This window comes from Stenotrophomonas sp. STEN054 (assembly GCF_056854535.1).
In genome coordinates this window covers 1-356 of sequence record NZ_JBXFWG010000116.1, presented here as the reverse complement: position 1 = coordinate 356, position 356 = coordinate 1, and the positions used below count along the sequence as shown (strand labels likewise).

Genomic DNA, 356 nt, shown 5'->3' with positions numbered 1-356 from the left:
GCGCTGTGGAACCACCCGATCCCATCCCGAACTCGGAAGTGAAACGCAGCTGCGCCGATGGTAGTGTGGCTCAAGCCATGCGAGAGTAGGTCATCGCCAGGGTTTACACCCGAGAACCCCGTTGCTTGCGCAACGGGGTTTTCCTTTTTTTGCAGGCACCTGGTTTTGACCTGGACTTGCAGCAACAACTTCACGAAGAGCTTCAAGTTCCTTCGACAAGTTGTTGACAAAGCTGAAAGGCCTGCCATAATAGGCGGCTCGCAACGACGAAAGACCTTCGGGTCCAACGACGAAGCAGCATCGGCAACAACGTCCACTCCGGTGAGGCGACCTTGAAAAAAGGTGTTGACGAAGCG

Annotated in this window: 1 rRNA gene; it reads left to right on the top strand. The window is 55.1% G+C overall.

Features of this window, described 5'->3' with window-relative positions:
• Nucleotides 1-102, top strand: a 5S ribosomal RNA gene (gene rrf / locus AC1VXD_RS19860); the annotation flags it as partial.
• Between the last annotated feature and the right edge of the window lie 254 nt (nucleotides 103-356).